General features: G+C 65.4%; 19 protein-coding genes and 1 pseudogene. 10 read left to right on the top strand and 10 right to left on the bottom strand.

The genetic code is table 11. The features are described from left to right. Together ACFW6D_RS06520 and ACFW6D_RS06515 are read left to right on the top strand one after the other, a co-directional pair. Positions 1-394: WD40 repeat domain-containing protein (locus ACFW6D_RS06520; protein ID WP_379325412.1), on the top strand; the 394-nt coding region annotated here is incomplete at its 5' end. A 389-nt stretch (positions 395-783) separates the two neighbouring features. Then, positions 784-1638 carry a hypothetical protein gene (locus ACFW6D_RS06515; RefSeq protein ID WP_379325410.1) on the top strand — a complete coding sequence of 285 codons (855 nt, stop codon included), beginning with the start codon at positions 784-786 and terminating at the stop codon, positions 1636-1638. A 53-nt stretch (positions 1639-1691) separates the two neighbouring features. Here the strand turns inward: ACFW6D_RS06515 and ACFW6D_RS06510 are convergent, their stop codons facing one another. Both ACFW6D_RS06510 and ACFW6D_RS06505 read right to left on the bottom strand, forming a co-directional pair. Further along, positions 1692-2321, bottom strand: a complete 630-nt coding sequence (locus ACFW6D_RS06510) for a hypothetical protein (RefSeq protein WP_379325408.1) — start codon at positions 2319-2321, stop codon at positions 1692-1694. Between the two features lie 267 nt (positions 2322-2588). Beyond that, on the bottom strand, positions 2589-3782 hold the full coding sequence (locus tag ACFW6D_RS06505; RefSeq protein ID WP_379325407.1) for a hypothetical protein: 1194 nt from the start codon (positions 3780-3782) through the stop codon (positions 2589-2591). A 225-nt stretch (positions 3783-4007) separates the two neighbouring features. On the opposite strand from ACFW6D_RS06505, the gene ACFW6D_RS06500 reads away from it, so the two are divergent. Further along, complete coding sequence (locus tag ACFW6D_RS06500; protein ID WP_379325406.1) at positions 4008-4598, top strand: RDD family protein; 591 nt, start codon at positions 4008-4010, stop codon at positions 4596-4598. Positions 4599-4823: 225 nt separating this feature from the next. On the opposite strand, the gene ACFW6D_RS06495 is transcribed toward ACFW6D_RS06500, so the two are convergent. Together ACFW6D_RS06495 and ACFW6D_RS06490 are read right to left on the bottom strand one after the other, a co-directional pair. Then, a complete protein-coding gene (locus tag ACFW6D_RS06495; RefSeq protein ID WP_379325405.1) occupies positions 4824-5465 on the bottom strand; it encodes an SMI1/KNR4 family protein in 642 nt (213 codons plus the stop codon). A 263-nt stretch (positions 5466-5728) separates the two neighbouring features. Beyond that, positions 5729-6043: a hypothetical protein gene (locus tag ACFW6D_RS06490; RefSeq protein ID WP_379325404.1), complete on the bottom strand. Its 315-nt coding sequence runs from the start codon at positions 6041-6043 to the stop codon at positions 5729-5731. A 644-nt stretch (positions 6044-6687) separates the two neighbouring features. Between ACFW6D_RS06490 and ACFW6D_RS06485 the strand changes: the two genes are divergently transcribed. After that, positions 6688-7602 (top strand): 3-methyladenine DNA glycosylase, encoded by a 915-nt coding sequence (locus tag ACFW6D_RS06485; RefSeq protein ID WP_379325403.1) that lies wholly within the window; start codon positions 6688-6690, stop codon positions 7600-7602. Here the strand turns inward: ACFW6D_RS06485 and ACFW6D_RS06480 are convergent. Further along, positions 7599-9335 carry a BCCT family transporter gene (locus ACFW6D_RS06480; protein ID WP_379325402.1) on the bottom strand — a complete coding sequence of 579 codons (1737 nt, stop codon included), beginning with the start codon at positions 9333-9335 and terminating at the stop codon, positions 7599-7601. The two genes, ACFW6D_RS06485 and ACFW6D_RS06480, sit on opposite strands and share 4 nt — an antisense overlap. 245 nt (positions 9336-9580) lie before the next feature. On the opposite strand from ACFW6D_RS06480, the pseudogene ACFW6D_RS06475 reads away from it, so the two are divergent. Both ACFW6D_RS06475 and ACFW6D_RS06470 read left to right on the top strand, forming a co-directional pair. Continuing rightward, a pseudogene (locus tag ACFW6D_RS06475) lies at positions 9581-10906 on the top strand (LVIVD repeat-containing protein); the annotation flags it as partial. Positions 10907-10908: 2 nt separating this feature from the next. Continuing rightward, entirely contained in the window at positions 10909-11529 is a 621-nt protein-coding gene (locus tag ACFW6D_RS06470) for a DUF305 domain-containing protein (protein WP_379325401.1), read from the top strand. A gap of 57 nt (positions 11530-11586) precedes the next feature. On the opposite strand, the gene ACFW6D_RS06465 is transcribed toward ACFW6D_RS06470, so the two are convergent. The 4 genes from ACFW6D_RS06465 to ACFW6D_RS06450 form a co-directional block, all read right to left on the bottom strand. Beyond that, positions 11587-12441: an isocitrate lyase/phosphoenolpyruvate mutase family protein gene (locus ACFW6D_RS06465; protein WP_379325400.1), complete on the bottom strand. Its 855-nt coding sequence runs from the start codon at positions 12439-12441 to the stop codon at positions 11587-11589. 136 nt (positions 12442-12577) lie between these two features. Next, positions 12578-13234 carry a GntR family transcriptional regulator gene (locus ACFW6D_RS06460; protein ID WP_379325398.1) on the bottom strand — a complete coding sequence of 219 codons (657 nt, stop codon included), beginning with the start codon at positions 13232-13234 and terminating at the stop codon, positions 12578-12580. Continuing rightward, on the bottom strand, positions 13221-13946 hold the full coding sequence (locus ACFW6D_RS06455) for a maleate cis-trans isomerase (RefSeq protein WP_379325396.1): 726 nt from the start codon (positions 13944-13946) through the stop codon (positions 13221-13223). Before ACFW6D_RS06455 ends, ACFW6D_RS06460 begins: the two co-directional genes overlap by 14 nt. 70 nt (positions 13947-14016) lie before the next feature. Continuing rightward, positions 14017-14757 carry an Asp/Glu/hydantoin racemase gene (locus ACFW6D_RS06450; RefSeq protein ID WP_379325394.1) on the bottom strand — a complete coding sequence of 247 codons (741 nt, stop codon included), beginning with the start codon at positions 14755-14757 and terminating at the stop codon, positions 14017-14019. A gap of 101 nt (positions 14758-14858) precedes the next feature. Between ACFW6D_RS06450 and ACFW6D_RS06445 the strand changes: the two genes are divergently transcribed. Beyond that, positions 14859-15824 carry a D-2-hydroxyacid dehydrogenase gene (locus ACFW6D_RS06445; protein ID WP_379325736.1) on the top strand — a complete coding sequence of 322 codons (966 nt, stop codon included), beginning with the start codon at positions 14859-14861 and terminating at the stop codon, positions 15822-15824. Positions 15825-15835: 11 nt separating this feature from the next. Further along, on the top strand, positions 15836-17230 hold the full coding sequence (locus tag ACFW6D_RS06440) for an amidase (protein ID WP_379325392.1): 1395 nt from the start codon (positions 15836-15838) through the stop codon (positions 17228-17230). A 442-nt stretch (positions 17231-17672) separates the two neighbouring features. On the opposite strand, the gene ACFW6D_RS06435 is transcribed toward ACFW6D_RS06440, so the two are convergent. Further along, positions 17673-18914 carry an aspartate aminotransferase family protein gene (locus tag ACFW6D_RS06435; protein ID WP_379325390.1) on the bottom strand — a complete coding sequence of 414 codons (1242 nt, stop codon included), beginning with the start codon at positions 18912-18914 and terminating at the stop codon, positions 17673-17675. A 106-nt stretch (positions 18915-19020) separates the two neighbouring features. Here ACFW6D_RS06435 and ACFW6D_RS06430 point away from each other — a divergent pair, with 106 nt between their 5' ends. Further along, a complete protein-coding gene (locus tag ACFW6D_RS06430; RefSeq protein WP_379325388.1) occupies positions 19021-20577 on the top strand; it encodes an NAD-dependent succinate-semialdehyde dehydrogenase in 1557 nt (518 codons plus the stop codon). A gap of 9 nt (positions 20578-20586) precedes the next feature. Beyond that, entirely contained in the window at positions 20587-21660 is a 1074-nt protein-coding gene (locus ACFW6D_RS06425) for a tartrate dehydrogenase (protein WP_379325386.1), read from the top strand. The last annotated feature ends 15 nt before the right edge of the window (positions 21661-21675 follow it).

Raw genomic sequence — 21675 nt, 5'->3', positions numbered from 1 at the left:
GGCGGTCGCTGCGGTGGCGTTGCCCGATGGGCGGACCCTGCTCGCTTCGGGCAGCGACGATCGCACGGTGCGGTTATGGGACCCGATCACCGGCCACCCACACGGGACACCGTTGACCGGCCACACCCACATGGTGACGGCGGTGGCGGCGGTGGTGCTACTCGATGGGCGGACCCTGCTCGCTTCGGGCAGCCACGATGACACGGTGCGGTTGTGGGACCTGAGCGATACCCGTTCGTGGTCTTGTAAACTGACTGTCGACGTGGGCGCACGGGTCGAAGATCTGTGTGTGCTCGGACTGAGCGCGTTTGCCATCGCCCTGGGCACTGACGGAGCGGCGACAATCCGTGTCACCGAAGCAGTGGAGCACGGACTGAGTCAGAGATCTCGCTGACCGGTCCCGATTCGCCGGGTTCGCTTGGCTGGCGGGTCGGGTCATGTCCCGTTAGCAAGTCGACCCGATCAGCGGGTATGCCGCCGGGTCCCGCCAACGCCTCCGTGTTGCAGTCGCGTAAGCAACACCGACCTGGCCGCCGATAAGCCGGTCTTATCGGCGGTTAACTCTAGTACCGCAGGGTGAAGCCAGTGCGCATCCGTTGTCGGCGACGATGCAATCTGGACGGTCACCGCTTCGCCGGCGAACCCAATTCCGTTGCCGGAGAACGCATCCATCCTTCGAACCTGAACCGCAGGGGCAACGGGTCGGCCGGCCTGCGACCGTCGTGCCGTAACCCCCGGCCCGGCTCGACCAGACATGTCAGACGGGCCGGTTACGGTGCGCGCATGAAGACCCACCGCAAGCGCAACGGCGCGCTGACCTACGAGGAAGCGTTCGAGATCGCCCAGCAATGGTCGGGCAACCCGACCAGCGTGGTTGCCTACCATCATCCCCGACTCGAAAACGCCCAACACGGACGCGGTTTCGCGTTTACCCACACCATCTCCACCGATGACGGCGAACTCGACGGCTACGTCCTGGTCACCGAGACCACCTGCGCATCAGGACTGTTGGGCATGTTCGGACTGACCATCAACGCAGTGATCGCCGAGCACCTGACTCAGGCTGACCACGACCACCGCGAGATCGCTGACCACGAGTTGGGCGCTGCGCAACAGCTGGCGGTCACCGCCTTCGACGCGGGTCACACCCGGATCAGTGAAATGCCCGAATATCCGTCCAACGATGTCGAACTGGTCGACTACGCGGACTACATCTTGCTGGCCCTTCGCCGATGGAGCCGGAATGGGGCTTCCGCACGGAAGATCCTTGCGAGCGAGGACTCCTTGATGGAACCGCCACGCCCGGGAGTGCGATACACCCAACCCTGTCCGCATTGCGAACAATTGATGTTCTATCAACCACGCTACCCACGCGAGATCTGCGGTGACTGCCGCGACCGCATCTCAGACCGGGCGGGGCGCCGCGTTATTGCCACCAACACCAGCCTGCTCGGCACCGGAATGGTCGCCTACTACACCGACACCGACGCACGCGTGGCCGGACCGGGCGTCGAACGGGAAGAATGCGGTGAGGTAACCCAGTCCGGTGTGTGTTTCCTCGACGGGCACCCGGCAACGGTCAGGGAAGCGCGCTTCGGCGGAATCGTTGTCGAGTTGGCGGATACGATGTCGCCATAGGACTCGACGACTGAACACAGAGCTACCGCCGAAACCGGTTCGGGGCCTGAGTATTACGGGAGGGCGGGTTCTCTGATCGCTGCGAGGAACTCCCCGACGGCAGCGCGCACCGACGGCAGCGAGGGGTGGCTCTCGGACCAATGCCACTCGATGGCCATGCTCGGTCGGATGTCGATCTTCGTCCGGGCGTGCCCGGCCAGCCAATCCTGTAATCCGGGCAGTTCCGTCGGGGCGACAAACCCGTTGTCGACCAACCACTCCGCGAATACCGGGTCGTCGATCTCGGCGCGGGGTTTGCGTCCCGCGGACGACAGGTCGTGCGTCCAGTAGTGCGCGTAGTCGGCAGCATCCATTGCCATGCGCGGATACCACCGCCGCTGCGGCGGGCACTGGTGATAGGCGAGGTGGAGGTTGGGACGAACCTGCCACCCGTTCTCGGCCAGCGCGAGCAGTCCCTGCACGGCCGCCGAATTGCCGTAGAAGTGGCGGTACTGCGGTTGGAGCTCGCCGACCCAGGAGCCAAGGACCACCGTTGTGTTCTCGACCCACATACTCACGCGCTGCGCGGCGATGACGCCGTGGGTGAACATCACCGTCGCATAGGGTTCGTGTACTCGGCCGGGGCTGCCGACCGCTCGCTCGAGCAGTGAACACAACTCCCCTGCTTCGACATCGATGTGCATTCGACCACCGTAGACGCAACGTGTCCGGCCCAAACACGCTTCCGCGCAAGTCTTTCAATCGCCGGTCAACCACTTCGGTAACGACGTTGGATGAGCCTCGATGTTGGCTTCGCTGAGGACGAGTTCGGCGAGGTCGTGAGGAATCGAAAGCCGTGGCCCGCACCACCTCCGACTCCCCTTCCTGCGAGCAACCCGTTTCCCGAGCACATCGGCTATCTGGACGCACGACAGATTGAGACTGTCCCTGCACTGCGCATCCACCGCGGACTATCGAGGCAGACCAGCACGGTCGAACTCTTGCTGGAGTCGGGGGCGTCGATTGTGCGTCGCACGCAGCTCGCCGATCAGCGCATCCACCTCGACAGCCCGCTCGGTACCAGCAGCGAGCGCGCGCATTCTGCGCAGGTAGCGTGCGCCGACCTGATAGTGGCGCACATCGGTATAAGCGAGTTCGGCGGTGGCCATATCCGCGAGCACCGGAACAACCGCGACCGGGTCGACCGTCTCGTACGCGGTCACCAGGCGGTCCCAGACATCGATGCTGTTCAACTTCAGCGCGTGCGCGCGCTCCCAGGCCAGTTCGACATCGCCCAGGCTCAGTGCGAACAGCACCGTTTCCCTGGCACTGAACGCCAACCGCGCGAGCACGTCATCGCAGTACTCCGGCCAGACCTCACCAGCGCGATCGTGCACGTGGGCCGCGGTCGAAGCGGTCGGCCAGCGATGAAACACCTCGACACGTGCCGCGAGTTCTTCACTACGGCGATGCTCGCCCAGCAATTCACACCAGTACTGGCCGCCCTCGTAGGCTTGGTGACCGAGATCGAAAACGGCGGCCTGTTCGGCCCAGTCGATCGCCAGATCGACCTCGCCGATCTCGGCCAACGCGCGCGCGGTATCGGTCAGCCATGCCGCGACCCGACGATCGCGCGCGTGCATCGCGATGACGGCGTCGACGTCGCGGGCCGCCACTGCTAACCGTCGGGCGTTCCATTCCACCAGGAAACGACCATGACGATCGGGCCCGAGGTCTGCCTCGAGCTGTCGGATGCGGTCAAGATAGGACGCCAAGCCGACTTCGCCGAGAGCGTCGACATAGGCGACCGGGTCCAACTCGAAGTAGTCGACCTCGCCCTCGAATTGGAACGCGATCATCCACGCCACCAGCTTCGACACCGGCGGCCGAGCGGCCGCGGCCGAACGCGCGTGCAATTCCAGCAGGCCACGGATCGCATCACCCATGATCCCGCTGGAATCATCAGCGCGCGCGATCACCTTGACCGCGCTCGCCAACGCCTTCTGTGTGACCGCGAATACCGTCGCTGGATCGCGGTCAACCGCATCGTTGAGCAGGTCAACCGCTTCGTGCATCTGGCTGCCATGGGCGGTGGCCGCGCTACGGCGATGCAGGTCAGCACGGGTTCGGATCAACGGCAACACGGCATCGGCGAGGTCAGACACCTACCGATTGTGTCGCAGCAACCTGACCGCGGCGCCCGGGACCCCAGACAATCGCACGATTCACGCTACTCACAGATGCCAGCCAGGGCCGTCGGGACCACCAGCGCTACCGCCGGGTACCGCTCGTAGCAGTCTTCGGCTCGTCGCTGGTTTGCTAGCGTCGAGCGGCAACTCGCCGAAAACGTCTGTTAGCCAACGCAATCAATCTTCAAGTGATGAGGGTGGATGCCAAATCTCAGCGCGCCGTTCTGGCGCCGACTCGCGGCCCGTCTGATCGACTTCGCGGTTTGCTTGGCGCTCACCTTCCTGCTCGCCCTTCCGGCGACACCCCTGGTCTTGATCGCCGAGGCCGTCATCGGCAGCGAGCACGAGGACACTCTCTTCGATGTCGCGGCGTGGGCGTGCTACTTCACCGCCTATATCGGGCTCGAAGTGTTCATGCTGCTACGCCGCGACGGCCAAACCATCGGCAAAGGACTGCTCGGCGTGCGTGTCATCCCGGCTGATCCCTGGGCACGCCCACGCCTTGATCTGCGTCCTGCCGCTGTCCGCATGCTGATCATCTTTCTGCCGTTCTTCTGCATTTCGGTCTCTGGTTCCAACCCTGAGTCCACCGCACTCGACATCGTGGCCATGACCGCGTTCGGCACCTTCCTGGCGAGCTGCGTCCTCGCGCTTGTTCCCGCCAACAACAGGCGAACCATCCACGACCTCGTCACCGGGACCCGAGTCATCCGAGCACCGAAACGCAAGGTCGAACTCAAAAAGGATCTGATGATGGCGCTCCCTGGGCGCATTGACTTCGCCAAACATTGACGGTGGGACCTATCGGGCTCGTTCGCCGACGCTGCGAGCAATCCCATGAACTTCGCGACGTCACGACGCAGCAGTGCGCGACGATCTCGGCATCGAAATCGAAAGGGCCAGTGCCGCCGATGATTCCGGTGGTCGCGGCGGTGCTCGACTGACCCCATTGGACTTTCACGCGCGCAGGCCAGCAACCGCCGGTGCTAGCTTCGGTTCGGCACCGAGAGGCTTCATCTATTGCCCGGAATCGGGTGGGTGGTCGCCAGAGTTGCGGGCCGGGTACACCCACTGGCCTCCGCCGTCGGGGTGCAGCGTCAGGTAGGCGCGTCTCTCGCAGGCGCTGCGGTGGTTGCGCTCCATGAGCCGCAGATGCGCGTCGACGTAGCCAGCGAAGGTGGCTGCTATTTGAGTGTCCTCGTGCGGCTTCCCGTCACTCCACCGCATCACCGGGCCGTCGAACCCGCCGATCGCCCGCACGTAGTCGAACGTGTAGCCCTGGTGAGTCAGAACAATGGCCGCGTCCGGGGGCAAGTTCCATGAGCCACTGACATCGTCGACGATCTCGCGAGCATCCTCGCGAAACCGGTCGAAACCGCGGATGCCTGCACGCTCGCTGCCCCGGAACAAATCACCACACGCCTCACCCATGTCCAGCAGGTACTGGCGAAACACCGCCGGGAACCGGCTGCCAACCCGGGCCTCGACAGCTTCGAGTTCCTCGACGTGACAGCCACAGAAGGTGACGAGCCGGGCGCGATGGTCGTCGATCAACGCTTGTGGCGTGTCGACGAAGACGTACTCCGGATTGTCGGCAAGGGTGACCAGTCGCGACTTCCATTCCGCGACAATCGCTTCAGCGGTCACCTGTGAACTCATAGCCTCGATCGTGGCACAACCCTGCGACTGCTGCTGCGGCGGGAGCAGTCACCACGATCCCGTCGCCTTCGGCCAACGCCGACTTCCCCCACAGCGCTGAACACCACCACCACCTCGAGTTCGGCCTGATCGCCCACAATCCCACTCTCGCCGAAGCTGTCCAGCAGCAATTTCGAGCAAGCGAGATGACCGTGTACGAGCGCGTCCTTCATCACTGATGTACCCGCACTTTTGACCCGGATCGCGGATCTGAGGGCCGATCATTACGGCGCACCGAGCAGTTCCGTAACAGCGGTCCAAATCAAGTTCGAGTACTTGGAAACCGCGATCCGATCAGCTCCCCTGTCCACAGCACGTTCAATTTGCCATTCAGAAAATTGCGGAGCAAACCACAACAGTCGAACGAAATCCGCATGCAGACACTCCCCTTCCGGAATCTCAATTGACCGAAGCAAAGCCAGATAGGAATCCCTGAGTTCCGGAACAAATCTTCCTTCGCGAAGATTTCCAAGGAATCCGCGCTCAGGATCCCATGCGGTATCGAGCGCTTCTAGAACTTCGGGTGAGGTATTTCTCACTGACGCAATCCATCTAAACTATGTTTGAAATCAGGCAATTATGTCTCAGATTTCGGTCGGATACAACGAGAGAGAATCAGGGTATACGCGGACCACCCGACCCGGACCGAGCGCAGAAATTTCATCGTTAGAATCTATAAGTACTATTCCGGGCTTTAGGTCCAATGCGGCCATGTCATTTTCAAGGATTGAAAGCGCGCCACAGACCGCCAGTTTCCCATTCTGGACGGACACTCCTACACTGGGACAATCTCCCCCGAATGCACTCGTAACGAGATAATCCTCAGAGATCTCTATCTCGACATCATACTGAACACCCTCACACCCCAGACCAGTTCCACGCCAGGTCGCAGGCCATTCGCGCCCACGGGCGCTGACCGTGCCGGATTCGCCGGGCGAAATGTCGGCAAGAAGGGTTACCAGCATCACCATTTCCTTTCGGGAAGGGGTCGGTCAGGCTTACCGCACCGTCATCGACGCGGGCTAGGATCGCCAACGCTGTTGGTGCTGAAGGGTTGTCGCACAGGCTTGATGTTCTCGGAGACACAGTCGTCGACGCAACCGGTGGCGCGGTGCCGGAAAGCAACTCGGTGAAACCACTGATCCCAAAGAGTTGGTCCGAACCTGTGCGGGACAATAGGTGAGTGAGCACCGCCGATTACCTCGACCACTCCCCTGACCTGCGCGTATTGCCAGCGTCGGAGTGGCAGGCAGCGGCGCGCGAGCACCGGGATAGGCTCGATCGACTGGTCGGTCCCTACCTCGAGCGCCGCAAGGCGGGCAACACCCACCCGGTGATCGATTTCCTGTTTAGTTATTACGGAAACAAGCCCGCGCAGTTGCGGCGGTGGCATCCGGGGTTCGGGATCGGGTTGCGCGATGCGGGTGAGTACAAGGGTGCGCGGGGCTACTACGAGCACGAGCGGGGCGTGTTCACCGCGGATCCGGCCTATCTGGCGAAGCGGCGCGACACGATCGAGTTCGTCTCCCGGCTGCTCACCGCCACCGCGCAACGCCCAGCACAGCTGTCGTGCTTCGGATTGCACGAGTGGGCGATGGTCTACCGCACCGATGAGGTGCGCCACCAGCAGGTTCCGTTGAGGCTCGGCAGTGCGGGCACCGACCAGGTGGTGGAGTCGATGTCGTTGCGCTGCACACACTTCGACGCATTCCGCTTCTTCGCCCCGGAGGCGGTGGGGCGTAATGCCGAACCCCTCACTCGCGCTGACCAAGTGGCGACAGAACAGCCCGGATGCCTGCACGCAAATATGGATTTATACAAGTGGGGCTTCAAACTCGCCCCACTCATTTCCTCGGACCTGCTGCTCGACTGCTTCGAACTCGCCTGCGCCGCAAGAGAACTCGACATGCGAGCAAGCCCTTATGACCTCACCGATTTCGGTTACGAACCGGTCCGCATCGAAACCCCCACCGGCCGAGCCGATTACGTTCGAGCCCAAGCAGCCATCGCAGAACGTGCCGACACTCTGCGGGATCGCATGAAAACGGCCTGCGCCGAGTTGTCCTCAGCACAGGCCGGATTCGACGCTACGAGCTAAGCCCGGGACTCGTCCTTATCGAGAGTCGGAACCATCGGATCTTCCACCGACGGTTCGGTGACGAGGGCGAAATCACCGTCGTGCAGCTCGGTGCCCTGGTCGACGGCCCCCTCGACCAGCTCGACACCACGATCCATCCGCAGGATCAGCGGGTCGTCACTGAGGTCCTTGTACAGCGACACACACATCGCCACCATCACCACCAGGAACGGCAACGACACCACCGTCGTCAACGCCTGCAGGCCGGTCAAGGCCCCGCCGAGGTTGTCGGAATCGGCGATCGCCAGCATGATCGCGGCGACAGCGCCGGTGGCCGCGCCCCAGAAGATGACGACCCACCGCGACGGTTCGATGCTGCCGCGTTCGGACAGCGTCCCCATCACGATGGAGGCCGCATCGGCACCGGAGACGAAGAAGATCGCGACGAGGATCATCACGACCACCGTGGTCACCGAGGTGATCGGGTACTGGTCGAGCAGGTGGAACAGGGCGAAGTTGGAGTCGACCGAGCCGTCGGCTTCGGTGAGGTCACCGTTCTTCGTCTGTTCGAAGATGCCCGCGCCGCCGAAGATCGCGAACCACAGCAGGCTCACCACGCTGGGCACCAGCAGCACACCGGTGACGAACTGGCGGATGGTGCGGCCACGGCTGATCCGTGCGATGAACATGCCGACGAACGGCGTCCACGAGATCCACCAGGCCCAGTAGAAGATCGTCCAACTCGACAGCCACGCCTTCATCGCCTCGTCACCGGCGCCGGTGCGCGAGGCCATGGTCGGCAGGTTCTCGATGTAGTCGCCGAGCGAGGTCGGCAGCATGTTCAGGATGAACAGCGTGGGGCCCGCGATGAACACGAACGCCGCGATGGCGAGTGCCAGCACCATATTGATGTTGGACAGCCACTGGATGCCGCGCGCGACACCGGAGACCGCCGACAGGATGAAGGCGACGGTCAGGCCCGCGATGATCGCGACCAGGCCGACCTTGCCGATGGTGTCGATCCAGCCGTTGAATTCCATGCCGGCGCCGATCTGCAACGCGCCGAGGCCGAGGGAGGCCGCCGAGCCGAACAGGGTCGCGAAGATCGCCATCATGTCGATCACCCGGCCGCCGATGCCGTCGGCGTGGTGGCCGAGCAGCGGCCGGAACACCGAGGAGATCAACTGCGAGCGGCCTTTTCGGAACGTGCCGTAGGCGATGGCCAGCCCGGCGACGGCGTAGATCGCCCACGGGTGCAGTGTCCAGTGGAACAGCGTGGTGGCCATCGCGACCTCCGCGGCGGCCGGTGTGCCCGCTTCGGCGGTGTGCGGCGGCGGATTCACGAAGTGCGACAACGGTTCCGCCACACCCCAGAACATCAGGCCGATGCCCATGCCCGCGCTGAACATCATCGCGATCCACGACACGGTGCGGAATTCGGGTTTCTCGTTGTCGGCGCCCAGCGGGATCCTGCCGTAGCGACTGATCGCCAGCCAGATCACGAAGACCACGAACGCTGTCGCGGTGAGCACGAACAACCAGCCGGTGTTGGTGATGACCCACTTCTGGGCCGTGCTCGCGGCGGAGGCGAGGCTCTCGTCGTCGAGCACACCCCAGGCGACAAAGGCGAGTGCGCCGATGGCGGTGGCGCAGAACACGAGTAGATCCAACCGGGGTTTTCCCCGCGACCGTTCGGCTACCGCGCCGCCGACGCTCTCCGCGTCACCGGAACTCCCTATGACATCGTTCGACATGAAATCCGAGTCCTTTCCGGTCGCGGACACAGCGGTCTTCGCAGACCCACCTTCAGTCAGAGCAACCGTACAGCGTGTCGGCGATGACCCCCGGTATTCGCGACGCCCATCAAACCCCTGTTCCCCGAAACCCACCTCGGCAACCATTTGCGTGGCTTACTATTCGTGATACGACACAACTGTCTGGGCCAGTTGCTGTTGTCTGCATCAGCGATTCGGGGAGGCAACGATGCCGTCAGCCAGGAGACAGTGGACGCAGCACGCAGGGCTATCGGTGCAATATCTCGATGGTCGGCGGCTATGCCGGGCGCGGGGCAGGCATCACCTCCACCAGCTTCGAACATTGCGCTTATCTGGGCACGTTCTTCCCCGGCAACATGCTCAGCGAGCATCCGGGCGTGCAGGTTCTCGACGTATCCGATCCGACGCATCCTCGCCACACCGCAACCCTGTCCGAGCCCGCCATGCTGGCCGGAACATGGGAGACATTGAAGGTCAACACCACTCGAAAACTGCTGGTGGGAACGGGCGTACCGGTGGGGATCGGTGCGGGATACCTGTCGGTCTACGACATCTCCGATTGCGCGCACCCACGGCTGCTCAACCCGAGCACCGGCACGAATCCGCTGCTGCCACTGCCGATTACGACGCACGAGGGCGGCTTCTCCCCCGACGGTCGCACCTATTGGGCTTCGGGCATCGTGCCCGGATTTCTCAGTGCGATCGACCTCACCGATCCGGCGAATCCACGCGTGATCTGGCAGGGACTGACCGGGATCGAGGCGCACGGGCTCGGAGTGAGTCCCGACGGAAACCGGCTTTACATCTCCGCGCTCGGCGGATTCACGGTGCTCGACGTGAGCGCGGTGCAGCGCCGTGACCCGAATCCGTATGTGCCCCACCTGGGCCGCACGTTCTGGACCGACGGCTGGGCCACCCAGCACAGCGTGCCCGTGACCTATGACGGTGTGCCACATCTGTTCACCGTCGACGAGGGCGGTTCCGGTGGGGTGAAGCTCATCGACGTGTCCGTCGACAGCGCGCCGCGGATCACCGCGAAGATCAAACTCGAGATCAACCTGCCCCACAACATCGACGCCAATGTCGGTTCCGCCATGGGCGGTTCGGCGTTCTCCTACGAATCGCACTACTGCACCGCCGACCGTCCAGACAACCCGACCGCGCTGGCCTGCGGCTGGATCTCCGCCGGCATTCGGGTGTTCGACGTCCGCGATCCCGGCGATATCCGCGAGATCGCCTACTTCAACCCGCCGGCCCGCACGGGTCGCAACCTCGAGATCTGGAACTCGCCGCACGCGCTGGCTTCGATGATCGGGATCCCGGTGATGAGCGCACCGGCCGAGGGGCTGTTCGACCCGGCGCAGGTCTTGACCTCACGGGCGGGCGATGTGGCGTTCGGCGATCTGTCCACGGACTGGTGTCTGTCGCCGCCGGAATGGCGGGGCGATCAGCTGTACCTCACGTGTTCGGACAACGGTTTCATGGTGTTGCAGCTCGACAACGAGGTGTACACGCCACCCGCAAATCAGCAGTCGACGGTGGGGTCGTAACCGTGAACCGTGCTCTACGGGTGGCGTTCGCGGGCGCGGCCGCAGTGTTCCTGCTGGTACTGGGCGCGGCTCTGCGACCGCCGTTCGTCACCGAAACTGCCACGCCCGCACCGTTGTTCACAGTGACCGAACTGGGCTTCATCCAGGACATGACCGCTCATCACCAGCAGGCGCTGATCCTCACCGAACGCCTGGACCCCGCCGCCGATCCCGCCGTGCGCAGGCTCGCCGATCAGATCGCCGACGTTCAGCGGATGGAGATCGGCACGCTGCTCGGCTGGACCCAACTCGCCGGCGCGGCCCCCACCGCGGCCGTTCCGATGACGTGGATGGCGCAATCCCATCACCACTCGCCGACGTCACAGGCAACCATGCCCGGCATGGCAACCACCGACGACCTCGACGCTCTCTCCGTAACCCGTGCCGCCGACGCCGAAACGCTGTTCCTCCAACTGATGTACCGCCACCACTCGGGCGGCATCACCATGGCCCGCGCCGCCGACGCTCTCCTCGCCTCCGGGCCCGTGAAGCAGGCAGCCCGCGCGATGGCCCAGTCCCAGAGTCAGGAATTGGGGTATCTCGGCATGCTCCTGGACCTTCGGGGTGCGCGTCCCTTCTCCTGATCAATTGATCACCAGGCTCGGCCGTGCGGAAATGCGGACAAACCTCGCATCCGCCCGTCAGGTGCGGTCGGCGAAATGGGCGTTGAGGGCCGATTGTGAGAGTTGTGTGTCGCCGTAGGTGAAGGTGCCGTGTTCGGCGAGCTCGGTGGCCGCGTCGAGGAGGTGGCGGTAGAGCAGGCGCGCGATGCTGCCGCCGACAGTGACCCGGCGGACGCCGAGGTCGGCGAGTTCGGCCATCGACAAGGCTCCACCGGTCAGTCCCATGACGACGTTGAGTGGTCCGTCGAGCGCGTCGACCAGGGTGGCGATGGTGGTGGCGTCGGCAGCCCCGGGGACGAAGGCACAATCGGCCCCGGCTGCGAGATAGGAGTTGGCGCGGCGAATGGCCTCGTCGAGACCCGCGTCCACGAGCAGCGCGTCGGTGCGGCCGACGAGTACGAACGGTTCACCGCTGGCAGCCACCGCCGCGCGCGCCGCCCGGACCCGGTCCACCGCGTGGACCTCGTCGAACAGCGGGGTGCTGCGGTCGCCGGTGAAGTCCTCGATATTGCCGCCCGCCGCACCGGCGTCGATCGCGAGGGAGATCGTGGTCGCGACATCTTGGGAATCGGGCCCGTATCCCTCCTCGAGATCAGCGCTGACCGGCACCCGCACGGCACTGGCTATCTCGCTGATCCGACGCATCATCGTCGGCCGATCGACCCGCCCCTGCTCACCGTGCTCGGCGAAGAAATCATGATCGGGACGGCCGAAGGAGAACGCGACGCCCGCACTGGTGGTGGCGATCGCCGGAAATCCCACCGACTCGAGAATCCGCGCGCTGCCCGCGTCCCAGGCATTGGGCAGCAGGAAGCAACCGTCGCGGTGCAGATCGACGAAAGCCTGTGCGCGTGCCCGCTGTTCGCTGTCCACGAGTGCTCCTGCTGCTAGTGGGTTATCGGTGCGAGATCTATTCTGCCCCGAACACCTGATCCGATCGGCGTGGACGCATGGCGCACGGCCGGACTGAACGTCAGATGCCCAGGCCGGAGTGGATGCGGGCGGTCGCCTAGCGGTCGCGGAGCCGACGGACCGCGTCGTCCATGTGTTCTACGAGCAGGGCGCGAGCGCGTTCAGGAGAGCCGGTGCCGATCGCTTCGTGGAGTTCGACGTGTTCGCGGGCTTGTTCGCGCAGGTCGGGGTAGGTGGTTTGGAGGGCGCCGAGGCACATGCGGGTTTCGATGAGCAGGGTGCGGGCGGCGCGGACGAGGCGGGGGCTGTCGGCGGCGGTGACGAGGGCTTCGTGGAAGGCCTGGTCGGCGTCGGAGACACCGGGGGCGTCGCCTGCTTCGGCGGCGAGCCCCATGGCGGTGACGCTGGGTTGTAGTGCGGCGTAGGCGATGTCGCGGCGGCCGTCGAGGACGAGGTCGAGGGCGCCGCCTTCGAGGGCGGCGCGGGCGCGGTAGATGTCGACGACGTCGTCGGTGCTGAGTTCGATGACGAAGATGCCGCGGTTGCGGATGCTGAAGAGCAGGCCCTCCTGGACGAGGCGTTGCATGGCCTCGCGCACGGGTCCGCGGGAGACGCCGAAGCTGGTCGCCAGGTCGGCTTCACCGAGTTGGGCGCCGGGGGCCAGCGCACCGGCCATGATCGCCTCGCGCAGCCGCTCGGCGATCATCTCCGCGGTGGATTGCTGGTTGACCGGCTCGAAATCAATGATCGACATGACGACGCCCCTCCGCGAACAACGCGCCGAGCTCGGGGACGACCGGGGTGCGACCGGCCAGTCGCAGACCTTCCCAGATGGTGACCTGGTTCGCCGTGAGCACCGGCTTGCCGAGTGCGGCTTCGAGTTTCGGGAGCACTTCGAGAGTATGCATGGCGGTATCGGGGATGAGCAGCGCCTGGGCGTCGGCGTGGTCGTTGGTGACAGCCAGGGCGAGGACCTGGTCGGGAGTGAGGGTGCCGACCTCGGCGGCGGTGTCGATGCCCGCGCTCGACATCGACACCACGTCGATGCCCGCGTCGGCGAGGAAGTCGACGAACAGTCGCGCGACATCTTCGGGGTAGCTCGCGACGACGGCCACGCGCTGGACGCCGAGTGCGCGCGCTGCTTCGACGAACGCGAAACTCGTGCTCGAAGCGGGGACGCCTGCCGCTTCGGCGAGGCTGTCGATCTGGCCGCGAGCGCCTTCCGGGCCGTAGACGAAACTGCCGGAGGTGCACGCCCAGACCACGACATCTGGATTCTCGGGGGCCAGCAGAGACGCACCGTGGCTCAGCTTCTCCGGGCTGCCCAAGTCGAGCAATTCGGCGACCGCGTGCAGGTCGGTGCCGTAGATGTGGGCCACCGGCAACGCGGCGTCGAGCAGGGCCGCGGCGCGGGGGTAGTCGTCCTCGGCGGCATGGTCGGGGTAGATGAATCCGATTGTCGGCATATGCATCTCGCTCCGTTCAGAAGACATTTACGAGCCACTTCCCTGGGCGGAATGTCGCGTCCACATTCGGTCAGAAAACATTTACGAGCCACTTTCCTGGGCCCATCATCGGCAGTTTCATTCGCCCCAGGCACGCCCACATCGTCAATTGGTTCGCGGTCAGAACCGGTTTGCCGAGTGCCTGTTCGAGTGGCTCGATCACGTCGTAGGTCGGTAGGTTCGTGCAGCTGACGAAGATCGCTTCCGAACGCGGATCGTCGGCGCCGAGTATCCGTTCGGCGATGGTCCGGTAGTTGACCTTCCAGATGCCGCCACCCAGCCCGAGGTGATCGGACTTGATCGTGGCGCAGCCCGCTTCATCGAGGAAGTCGTGCAGTTTGCCGGTGAGGATCTCGTCGTAGGGGGTGATCACCGACATGCGGGTGATGTTGAGGTGTTTGATCGCCTCCACCAGGGCGCCGGAGGTGGTCACCGCATCGGGCGCACCGGCCAGGCAGATCGTTTCCCGCAGGGACCGTTCGTAGGCGAGCCCGTTGATGAAACTGCCCGAAGTACACAGGTAGGCAACGACTTCTGGCTCCACGTGCAACACATCGTGCGTGGCCGCCGTCAGATGCAAAGGGTTGGACACCAGTTCGGCCATGGCCAGCGAGACCGGCACCGGTTCGTAGGGTGTGCGGGCCAGATGCAGGCTCACCTCGAGGGGCGCCCACCGCCACAGTTCCCGTTCGAGGGCGAGGTCGAACGGCGCGATCACGCCGATGCCTCGTTGGGCTACCGGCCCATCGATGTCCGGGAAGCTGAACTCCACTGCGGCCCCTCTCGCGCTCAGCCGGGCAGACCTCCGAACACGATCGGATTGTTGACAATCATACGATCTGAACTTACGGTGTCAATGTGGGCAGCGAAATTGTGGGACGCGGGCCGATTGTCACCGTCCTACATCGTGACAGCGTGCCCGAATCCGACCTCATGACCCCCGTGGCCGAGCGTGCCGAGGTGCGCTACACCGAGGCCGACGGGCTCGCCGATGCGCTTCGCGGCGCCGATGTGCTGTTCGTCTACGACTTCCAGACCCGGGCGGTACCCGGTGCATGGCACAGCGCCGATCGGCTGCGCTGGCTGCACATGGGTGGCGTCGGAGTGGATCCGGTGATGTTCCCGGAACTGCGCGCCTCCGACGTTGTCGTCACCAACACCCGCAATGTCTTCGATACCGCCATCGCCGAATATGTTCTCGGACAGATCATCTCGTTTGCCAAGGACCTACCGGGATCGATCCGTCTGCAGCAGCGGCACGAGTGGAAGCACCGTGAATCCGAACGGGTCGCGGGCGCGACGGCGTTGATCGTGGGCACCGGCTCCATCGGCCGGACGATCGCGCGATTGTTGCGCGCCGCGGGAATGACCGTGCGCGGAGTCGGGCGCCGGGCCCGCACCGGCGACCCGGATTTCGACACCGTCAGCGATGACCTGCACGCCGAATTGCCCGGCGCCGACTACGTGATCGCGATCGCGCCGCTCACCGCGCAGACCCGGCACATGTTCGACGCGACCGCGTTCGCCGCGATGAAACCCCACGCCAGGTTTGTCAATGTCGGGCGCGGGGAATTAGTGGTTACCGACGATCTCGTCGCCGCGCTGGCAGGAGGCTCGATCGCCGCGGCCGCACTGGACGTGGTCGCCCCGGAACCGCTGCCAGCCGGTCACCCGCTCTGGGATCTGCCGAATGTGGTGCTCACGCCCCACAATTCGGGCGATTTCCACGGCTGGCGTACCGAGATCGTCCGCGCATTCACCGACAACTTCGACAGGTGGGCAGCCGGTCTGCCATTGGACAACGTTGTCGACAAGACGCTCGGGTACGTGCCCGGCTGAAGGAGCCCGCCATGACGCAGCCCGACCTCCCCACCGTCCCCACTGCGATGACGGCGGTGCAGTTGGTTTCGGCCTACGCGGCCGGCCTGCTCTCCCCCGTCGAGGCCACCCAGTCCTGCCTGGACGCGATCGCCACCCGTGACGGCGCGATCAAGGCCTTCTGCCTGGTCGACCCGGATCGGGCACTGGTGCAGGCCAAGGATTCCGAGGCGCGCTGGCAGTCGGGTAATCCGCGCGGATTGCTCGACGGGGTGCCGATCTCCATCAAGGACATCTTCCTTACCGAAGGCTGGCCGACGCTGCGTGGTTCCACCTGTGTCGACGCGGGCGGACCGTGGTTGGTGGACAGCCCGGTGGCGGCGCGGCTGCGCGAGGACGGGATGGTGTTCGTCGGCAAGACGACCACGCCGGAAATCGCCTGGAAGGGCGTCACCGACAGCCCCCTGACCGGCGTTACCCGCAATCCCGTCGACCCCACCACGACGGCGGGCGGTTCATCGGGTGGTAGCGCGGCGGCGGTGGCGGGCGCGATGACGCCGGTGTCGGTCGGCACCGACGGTGGGGGCAGCATCCGGATTCCGGCGTCGTTCTGCGGCATCGTCGGATTCAAACCGACGCACGGGCGCATTCCGCTCTACCCGGCCAGCCCGTTCGGGCCCCTCGCCCATGCCGGGCCGATGACGCGGACCGTAGAGGACGCGGCGCTGCTGATGGACATTCTGTCGCTGCCCGATCCGCGAGACCCGACCGCGCTGGCGCCCACTTTCACGACCTTCCGCAGTCAGATGCAGCGGGATGTGCGCGGGCTGTCGGTCGGCTACTCGGCCACGCTCGGGTACGCGCGGGTCGACCCCGAGGTCGCCGCGATCGTCGAGAGCGCGGTCGCGCGGTTGGCCGAGGCCGAGCTGACCATCGATGCGGTGGATCCCGGATTCGCTGATCCGCGGGCGGCTTTCGAGACGCTGTGGGCCGCTGGTGCGGCGACCATGCTTTCGAAGTTCCCCGCCGGATCCCGCGACAAGGTCGATCCCGGTTTGGCCGAGGTGTGGGCGCGTGGTGAAACCGTCAGTGCCATCGACTATCTCGACGCCCGCCATGTCGCCGCCGAGGTCGGCATCACGATGGGCAGCTTCCACACAGCCTACGACGTCCTGATCACCCCGACCATGCCGATCACCGCCTTCGAAGCCGGACACGATGTGCCGCCCGGCAGCGGACTCAACGGCTGGCCCGACTGGACCCCGTTCACCTACCCGTTCAACATGACTCAGCAGCCCGCCATCAGCATTCCCGTCGGCACGACTCGCGCCGGGCTGCCGGTGGGTATGCAGATCGTCGGACCACGACACTCCGATGATCTGGTCCTCGCGGTCGCCCGACACGCGGAGTCCGTGCTCAGCGCCTGAATTCACCGGCATTTTCACGCACTTCGCCGCCGTTCAGTCAGAAAACTGACCGGCGGCGGTCGAAGTGCGTGAAAATGCCGGGCTCATCCGGAATCAGGCGCGGGCGAACGACAGGGTCTCGCCTTCCACACCGCGCAACCACAATCCGTTGCAGGCAGCCGCCAAGTCCGCGAGGCCGTCCTCGGCAGGAGACGCCTGCTTTGGTGAGGGCGATGCTCATATAACGGGCCATGATCCTGCTTCCTGCGCGGTGTGGACTGAGTCGGTGAGATCGGGTGCGGCGTCAACGACGGGTTGCCCACACCATCTAGGCGGGAATGGTGCCTGCGCGCCGCGCGCGCACGACGCGATGCGGGGCCGATGCTGCGCACCAGATGCGGTGCGTGCTGAATGCTGCGGCCACGCCCCCGCTCGGAACCCCGAGCGGGGGCAGCACGCAGGACTACAGCTCGGTGAGGACTTCCGACCAGATCGCCAGGGCATCCTCGACCTGGGTGTCGGTGACGATCAGCGGCGGGATCATGCGCACCACGTTCATGTGCGCGCCACAGGTGAGCAGCAACAACCCCTTGTCGACGGCGGACTTCTGGGCCGCCGTTGCGGTCGCGGTGTCGGGTTCGCCTGTCGCCGTGGTGAATTCGGCACCGACGAGCAGACCGAGGCCGCGCACATCCCCGATCGCCTTCGTGGCCAGCTCTTCGACCCCGCTGAGCAACTGCGCCCCACGGACGGCGGCGTTGTCGACGAGCCCCTCGGCCTCGATCACCTCGAGTGTCGCGATCGCGGCCGCACACGCCACCGCATTACCGCCGTACGTGCCACCTTGGGACCCCGGCCAGGCCTTCGCCATCAGCTCTCGTGACGCCGCGATGCCCGACAGCGGGAACCCACTGGCCAGACCCTTGGCGATGGTGATCACGTCGGGCCGCACGTCGAAGTGCTGGTGGCCGAAGAACTTTCCGGTCCGTCCGAACCCGGTTTGGATCTCGTCGAAGACCAGCAGGATGCCGTGCCGGTCGGCCCGCTCGCGCAGGCCATGGAAGAACCGGGTGTTGCCGGGGATGTAGCCGCCCTCGCCGAGGACCGGTTCGACGATGAACGCGGCGGTTTCCGCGGGCGAGGTGAGGGTGGCAAGCAGATAGTCGAGCTCACGCAGGGCGAAGTCGGTGGCTTCCTCCTCGCTCCAGCCATAGCGGAAGGCGGTCGGGAACGGGGCCACGTACACACCCGACATCAAAGGGCTGAAACCCGCCGAGAACCGGGTTCCCGAGGTGGTCATGGTCGCCGCGGCGACGGTGCGGCCGTGGAAACCGCCGTGGAAGACGACCACATTCGGGCGCCCGGTCGCTTGCCGGACCAGACGCAGAGCCGCCTCGACAGCCTCGCTGCCGGAATTGGCGAAGAACAGCGCGTCCAGTCCTTCGGGCAGGACCGTGCCGAGGCGCTCGGTGAGTTCCAGCAGCGGCCGGTGCATCACCGTCGTGTACTGCCCGTGGATCAGCTTGCCGACCTGGGCTTGCGCAGCCGCGACCACGGTGGGATGACAGTGCCCGGTGCTGGTGACGCCGATCCCGGCGGTGAAATCCAGGTAGCGGCGACCGTCGGTGTCGTAGAGGTAGCAGCCTGCGCCGTGGTCGACGTGAACGGGCGTGGCCTGCTTCAGGACGGGAGACAGCTCGGTCATCAAGGACTCCCCAGATTGTCTATTGTCGGATTGTTGACAATATGCATAACATGGCGACAGGGTTCACAGCAATGGTTGATCCACCGCGTCGGGAGGCAGGCACCGAATGGACGAGGCACACGGACTCCTCACTAACGAGGCACAAGGACTCCTCACTGACGAGGCACATACCAACAAGTCCGGGGGCAGTGCACAGCTACTCGCGGACCTGAGCGTCGACGAGCGCGCCGCGATCGACAGCGTCCCGAGGGGGCTGTTCATCGGCGGCCGGTGGCGTAACTCCCCCGCCACGCTGCCTGTCCTCGACCCCGCGACCGGCGCGGAACTGTGCGCGGTGGCAGACGCGACGGCGGCAGACGGACTCGACGCCCTCACCGCCGCCGCCGAGGCGCAGGCGGACTGGGCGAACACCCCGGCCCGCACACGCAGCGACATCCTGATGCGCGCGCACCACGCTCTCCTCGCCGACACCGAACGCCTCGCCCTGATCATGACCCTCGAAATGGGCAAGCCACTTTCCGAGGCGCGCGGCGAAATCGCCTATGCCGCAGAGTTCTTCCGCTGGTTCGCCGAGGAAGCCGTTCGCCTCGACGGCGGGTATATGCCCGCGCCGACCGGCGGTTCACGATTCCTCGTGACGAAGCAGCCGGTGGGACCGAGCCTGCTCATCACCCCATGGAACTTCCCGATGGCGATGGGTGCCCGCAAGATCGCGCCCGCACTGGCAGCGGGCTGCACCTGCGTCGTGAAACCCGCTGAACAGACACCACTTTCGATGCTGGCCCTTGCCGCGATTCTGGGCGATGCCGGGGTGCCCGCGGGTGTCGTCAATGTGGTCACCACCGCCGACCCCGGCGCGCTGATGGCACCGCTCATCGCCGATCCGCGTTCGCGCAAGCTCTCCTTCACCGGTTCCACCGCCATCGGGAAACTGCTCTTGGAACAGTGCGCCCACACCGTCATGCGCACCTCCATGGAGCTCGGCGGCAACGCGCCGCTGCTGGTGTTCGACGATGCCGACCTCGACGAAGCAGTCGAGGGCGCACTGGCGGCCAAGATGCGCAATATCGGCCAGGCGTGCACGGCCGCGAACCGAATCCTGGTGCAGCGCGGCATCGCTGGGGAGTTCGCTGAACGACTGGCCGCGCGGATGGCGGCGCTACCGATGGGCCGTGGCACCGAGGCGGGCGTTGTCGTCGGGCCGCTGATCGACGCAGACGCCGTCGCCAAGGTCGAGCATCTCGTGGCCGACGCGCGCCGCCGTGGCGCCGAGGTACTGCTCGGGGGGACGGCGATCGACGGACCCGGCACGTTCTACCCGGCGACCGTGCTCACCGGCGTCCCCGACGACGCCGAGTTGTGCCACACCGAGATCTTCGGCCCCGTCGCCGCGATCGGCACCTTCGACACCGAGCAGGAAGCGATCACCCGCGCCAACGACACCCCGTACGGGCTCGTCGCGTACGTGTTCACCGAGAATCTGCGGCGTGGACTGCGCGTCTGCGAAGCGCTCGAAACGGGGATGGTGGGCCTGAATCAGGGCGTCGTCTCGAATCCGGCCGCGCCGTTCGGCGGGGTGAAGGAATCGGGGCTCGGGCGCGAGGGCGGGTTCACCGGGATCGACGAATTCCTCGAGACCAAATACATCGGCGTCAAGGTTTAGGGAGACAGCGTGCGCACATACCGGATCGCGACCATTCCGGGCGACGGAATCGGCGTCGACGTGACCGTCGAGGCGGTGAAGGTGCTCGACCGGGTCCTGCCGGGAATCAGCTGGACCGAATTCGATTGGTCGTGTGAGAACTATCTGCGGACCGGCGCGATGATGCCCGCCGACGGACCAGCGCAGCTCGCGGAGTTCGACGCGATCCTGCTCGGCGCCGTCGGATTCCCCGGCGTGCCCGACCATATTTCCCTGTGGGGCTTGCTGATTCCGCTGCGGCGGGCCTTCAGCCAGTACGTGAATCTGCGACCGGTGCGACTGCTGCCCGGCACGGAATCGGCCCTGCGTGACCGCACGGCCGACGACCTCGACATTCTCATCGTGCGCGAGAACTCCGAAGGTGAGTACTCCGAGATCGGTGGCATCCACAATCCCGGCAGGCCGGACGAATTCGTGCTGCAGGAATCGGTGTTCACCCGCACGGGCTGCGAGCGGATCATCCGCTATGCCTTCGACCGTGCCACCGAACGATCGGGCAAGCTCTGCTCGGCCACGAAATCCAACGGGCTGATTCACTCGATGCCGTACTGGGACAGCATCTTCGAGCGCATCGCCACCGAGTATCCCGGAGTCGAGACCCGCCAGATGCACGTCGACGCGCTGGCCGCCGAAATCGTGCTTCACCCCGACCGCCTCGACGTGATCGTCGGCTCGAACCTGTTCGGCGATATCCTCTCCGACCTCGCCGCCGCCGTCACCGGCGGACTCGGCCTTGCCCCCTCGGGCAATATCAACCCCGCGGCCGACGCACCGTCGATGTTCGAGGCCGTGCACGGCAGTGCGCCCGATATCGCCGGTCTTGGCATCGCGAACCCGGTCGCGCAGATTCTGGCGGGTGCCATGCTGCTCTCCCGTCTCGGCGAGCATGCCGCGGCCGCCGCCGTCGACCGTGCGGTCTGCGATGTGCTCGCTGCGGGCACAGTCCGCACACCGGACCTGGGCGGCACGGCCACCACCGCCGAACTCGGCACCGCCATCGCGGACCGCGCGGCCGAGCTGGCGGGTGCACTGACCGAAGCGTGACACCGCGTTCGCGGG

Source organism: Nocardia sp. NPDC058705 (assembly GCF_042749305.1).
GTDB lineage: Bacteria > Actinomycetota > Actinomycetes > Mycobacteriales > Mycobacteriaceae > Nocardia.
The sequence above is the reverse complement of the archived record's forward strand: the minus strand, read 5'-3'. Positions and strand labels throughout refer to the sequence as shown.

Coding starts and splice junctions, on each gene's coding strand:
- ACFW6D_RS06430 (WP_379325388.1), top strand. CDS start 19,021: ATGGACGAGGCACACGGACTCCTCACTAACGAGGCACAAGGACTCCTC.
- ACFW6D_RS06500 (WP_379325406.1), top strand. CDS start 4,008: ATGCCAAATCTCAGCGCGCCGTTCTGGCGCCGACTCGCGGCCCGTCTG.
- ACFW6D_RS06480 (WP_379325402.1), bottom strand. CDS start 9,335: ATGTCGAACGATGTCATAGGGAGTTCCGGTGACGCGGAGAGCGTCGGC.
- ACFW6D_RS06440 (WP_379325392.1), top strand. CDS start 15,836: ATGACGCAGCCCGACCTCCCCACCGTCCCCACTGCGATGACGGCGGTG.
- ACFW6D_RS06510 (WP_379325408.1), bottom strand. CDS start 2,321: ATGCACATCGATGTCGAAGCAGGGGAGTTGTGTTCACTGCTCGAGCGA.
- ACFW6D_RS06455 (WP_379325396.1), bottom strand. CDS start 13,946: ATGCCGACAATCGGATTCATCTACCCCGACCATGCCGCCGAGGACGAC.
- ACFW6D_RS06495 (WP_379325405.1), bottom strand. CDS start 5,465: ATGAGTTCACAGGTGACCGCTGAAGCGATTGTCGCGGAATGGAAGTCG.
- ACFW6D_RS06515 (WP_379325410.1), top strand. CDS start 784: ATGAAGACCCACCGCAAGCGCAACGGCGCGCTGACCTACGAGGAAGCG.
- ACFW6D_RS06435 (WP_379325390.1), bottom strand. CDS start 18,914: ATGACCGAGCTGTCTCCCGTCCTGAAGCAGGCCACGCCCGTTCACGTC.
- ACFW6D_RS06460 (WP_379325398.1), bottom strand. CDS start 13,234: ATGTCGATCATTGATTTCGAGCCGGTCAACCAGCAATCCACCGCGGAG.